3 protein-coding genes are annotated in these 2445 nt (G+C 50.3%); all 3 read right to left on the minus strand.

Translation table 11 applies throughout. The features are described 5' to 3' along the window. Positions 1–85: 85 nt before the first annotated feature. Genes FYJ73_RS15495 through tnpB form a run of 3 tightly spaced genes read right to left on the minus strand, consistent with a single transcriptional unit; the run spans position 86 to position 2327 of the window. Positions 86–319, minus strand: a complete 234-nt coding sequence (locus tag FYJ73_RS15495; protein WP_154535642.1) for a hypothetical protein — start codon at positions 317–319, stop codon at positions 86–88. A gap of 24 nt (positions 320–343) precedes the next feature. Further along, entirely contained in the window at positions 344–1927 is a 1584-nt protein-coding gene (gene tnpC / locus FYJ73_RS15500) for an IS66 family transposase (RefSeq protein WP_154535643.1), read from the minus strand. Positions 1928–1946: 19 nt separating this feature from the next. Continuing rightward, a complete protein-coding gene (tnpB, locus tag FYJ73_RS15505; RefSeq protein WP_262885132.1) occupies positions 1947–2327 on the minus strand; it encodes an IS66 family insertion sequence element accessory protein TnpB in 381 nt (126 codons plus the stop codon). Positions 2328–2445: the final 118 nt, after the last annotated feature.

Raw genomic sequence — 2445 nt, forward strand, 5'->3', positions numbered from 1 at the left:
AATGTTGCATCCTTATTTGCCGGAAATGCTACATTGCTAATTTCCGAAATCTGCTACATTCATTTTTCCGAAATCTGCTACATTGCTAATTTCTGAAATTTGTTGGTGCAAAGATACCGATTACAATCGTCTTGTTGCGTTGTTCCCGCTTGGCATCCTGCTCCACGAAGCTGTTGACATCGAGTTGCAGTATGGGCTCCACCTCCTTGCCATTGGTCGCAGGCCAACTGACAAGACCGAGACCATTGGGATTACCCGTCTTGATGAAGTTGGGTAAGCATGCGAAACAAGCCGTTATATAATATTGTTTAAAATCCAAGAAAAAAGCCAAGGAAAAATTTGGTTATTTCCCTTGGCTCTTTTCTTGGATTTCTTTGTATTTATATGGAAGCAGCCTGACTAATTCTTCTTCGGGCATGTTGTCCCGTACGTTATTCAGAGCATAAGTCAGATATTCCAGGGGATTTACCCCGACTATCTCGCAAGACTCAACCAGGGTGTAGAAGATGGCATTGTCTTCGGCGCCTCTGTCATTCTGGGAGAAAAGGTAGTTTTTGCGTCCGATCACTGTTGGTCTCTGGCCTCTCTCCACGTCTATGTTGTCTATATGATACATTCCGTTATTGGCATAGCGCATCAGCCTGGGCCACAGCTTGTAGGCATAGTCCAGGGCCTTGCCGAGGGAACTGGCCGGGGTGCACTTCGTGCTGGCAGCCACCATCCACGTCTCCATGGCATCCATAATGGGCAAGGCCTTCTCCTGCCTTTCCTTCCGTATCTCTTCATAAGAGGCATTACGGTCTTCCAGGTTCTTCTCCAGACTATAGAGCAGATCTATCCGCCTCACAGCCTCTGCTGCGAGTTCCGGGAAATAGCTTTGTGCGTCTATAAACTTGCGTCGGACATGGGCCATGCAGCCTAGCACGTCAATTCCGTCATCGGTTTCGAAGTAATCGTAAACATCGAAGCCGTCTACTTGGATTGCGCCATGATAGCCTTTCAATTGAGCCCTCGCTACTGCTCCGCCACGGGATCCCTTCAGATAATAGAAGTAGAGTCCGATGCTGTTGTCCGTGGTGTCTCTGAACTGCCATGCGTAGCCTCTCCGGCATTTGCCTTCCTGGTCCGCTATCCTCCACGGCACGCCGTCAATCTGCAGGTAGGCACTTCTTCTGACTGCCTCTGCCTGGCATTCATAGATGCAATAGAGGCGGTTGGCCGCGGCGTGAACCCATTCGTTCACGGTTGACGTGGAGAGCTGCACTCCCATTTCCGCAAGGCGCTTCACCTGACGGTATTCGGGAATATGGTAGTGGTACTTGTCGTTTATGAGGGCTGCGAGGAAATCGGCTGCGACGTGATTGCCGCCGATGACCGCACGGGGAGCAGGAGCCTGCTTGATGTCGGGACTTGCCTTTCCGACCTCGCCCTTGCGGCGGCATATAGGCCTTACGATATTTTCAACCCACACCTTGGCCGGTTCACGGTGAAGCACATGCGTGACATCCTGACCGATGATGTCGTACTCATCGGGGTTGATGCCCTCGGGCATGATGGTGGTCGTGCGCTCCTCAATACCATAATACAGGTACTTTGCAGGACGATTGGACTTCTTCCTGGCCTTGTTGCGACGCTTCTCGGACTCCTTCTTTATCTCCTCTACGGCTTTCTCAATAGCCTTGTCCTTCTCGGCAATGGCCTTCTCGAATTGGTCGTCAAAAAGTGTTGGCCAGATAGGGTCAGCCGCCTTGACCTTAAGCTTGTCGCTTTTCGATCCGAAAAGCTGACGCTCAAGCCAGGCGATGCGCTTCTTGTCCGCCTGGACCGCATCCCGCAAAGCCTTGTTGTCAGCTTCCAGCGTCTCAACCTTAGCTTCAAGCTGCTCGTATGTGGCTTTTTTCTTGCCCGTGTTCTGGTCATTTTTCATACTACAAAGATACTGATTTTCAGCGAGATAACCAAACTTTTACAGTAGTATTTTCAGCCTTTTTGCTTTCTTTTTCAGTACATTCCGGGGTTATCTGGAAACGCTTCCGTCGATGGGCTTTGGTCGAGATCCCCTCCATCAGGAGCACCTGCTCGTCCCATCTCACGGCACGGAATCTGTTGGTACCTGCAAAGGCTTTGTGGGAGAAGCGGCCGGTCTCAAGGCGCTTGTAGTACATCACATACCCACCTCGTTCCCAATGCAGCAGCTTCATCGTCTTTCGGGTGCGGCCCATGAATGCGTAGACGCGGCCATCGGTCGGAGTAAACCCTTGTTCATTAACATGACCGCACATACGGTTGACGCCCAGCCGCATGTCGACTGGCGAGTCAAACAGCAAAATCTGATTGCTTTCGTTCTAACTAAACATAATTATACCTTATAGAGTTTTTCTGTAAAGCTCGCAAAAATTTAAGGTATGAGCAATACGGCCTAAAACGGACGCTTACATAGGAATG

Origin of the sequence: Hallella mizrahii, assembly GCF_009695775.1 — a bacterium.
Taxonomy (GTDB): Bacteria; Bacteroidota; Bacteroidia; order Bacteroidales; family Bacteroidaceae; genus Prevotella; species Prevotella mizrahii.

Coding starts and splice junctions, on each gene's coding strand:
- tnpC (WP_154535643.1), bottom strand. CDS start 1,927: ATGAAAAATGACCAGAACACGGGCAAGAAAAAAGCCACATACGAGCAG.